1 protein-coding gene and 1 pseudogene are annotated in these 1,016 nt (G+C 36.0%); both read right to left on the bottom strand.

The window, feature by feature from the left end; translation table 11 throughout:
• Nucleotides 1-46: 46 nt before the first annotated feature.
• Nucleotides 47-877 (bottom strand): TrbJ/VirB5 family protein, encoded by an 831-nt coding sequence (locus GQO39_RS08685; RefSeq protein ID WP_198039454.1) that lies wholly within the window; start codon nt 875-877, stop codon nt 47-49.
• Nucleotides 878-926: 49 nt separating this feature from the next.
• A pseudogene (locus tag GQO39_RS08680) lies at nt 927-1,016 on the bottom strand (TrwG protein); the annotation flags it as partial.

Here is a 1,016-nt window from a genome sequence, read left to right as displayed (position 1 = left end):
GAGGTAAAAATAACTGATCGCTGAGATAAGTTGTTTATAAAAAATATCATCTTATTTTCGGCATTCGTATATTTTTGCTTCCAAGAATTTTCATATTGTGTTCGTGCTTTTGTTGACTAATGAGTGCTTGTTCTGCATTGCGTAAATGCGCAACCATTTGCAATTTCGTAGATTCATTCTGAATCAGAGTTAAAAGAGTATTTATGGCTGCTTGATACCTAGCAGTACTTTTCAGATCTGTTAATTTGAGAATTTTTTCGTCAAAATCGCCGATTAAGTCAAAACGATGGTTTATTTCCTCGAAAACATTCAAGCTTATGACTTTATCAATAATCGCTGCATTTTTACTGCGTTTTTTGATAAGTTCATGTATGTCATGGGCAGAAGTTCTAATAGATTCTCCATCTTTAACTTGCTTGATATATTTAGAGATTTCGTTGGAAATGAGCGCCCATTTCTTTTTATCGTATATGAATTCTGGTCTTGGAAGAAAAAGAACTGATGGACGCCTTGGTTTTATTCCTTTATGTACGAATTCTGGGTCACCCACCATAGACTGATGTATTTCTTCGAGTTGCTTCCTGAGTGTTTCAAGTTGTTCTTCTATTTTAGAATTTCTGAGTTCAGAAATTGGAGTTTCAATATCCAGTTCTGTTCTTTCTTCCGGAGGATTTGATATGTCCTCAACGATATCTCTACGGCCAAAGGATCCAAACCTGCTCAGTGTACTTAGGCTAGGTGCAATTTCTTTTAGCACGCCGCGTATTACGCCTTCGTCCAAATCGTCGTCTGAAGGTATTTCATCTGAAGCTTGCAGTGCTGAACTCGACATCCCAAGAATTACACTTATTACTACTGTAATAATCAGCTTTCTCATATCTTTTCCTTTTAACATATTGCAGAAAGGTTGACAATTATACCCCTAACTTCATAAATTCGCTAATAAGTTCACGTTCCAAATCACGGCTTTCTTCATAATAACTGTTAAGTTTTTCGGCTTTTACTGGTTTAGCTTG

Source organism: Bartonella refiksaydamii (assembly GCF_902652675.1).
GTDB lineage: Bacteria > Pseudomonadota > Alphaproteobacteria > Rhizobiales > Rhizobiaceae > Bartonella > Bartonella refiksaydamii.
Note: the sequence above shows the minus strand (reverse complement) of the source record. Positions and strands in the feature narration are given on the sequence as shown.

What these genes read in the sequence shown, in the direction of transcription:
- GQO39_RS08685 (WP_198039454.1), bottom strand. Translation starts at nt 877, where the DNA reads ATGAGAAAGCTGATTATTACAGTAGTAATAAGTGTAATTCTTGGGATG.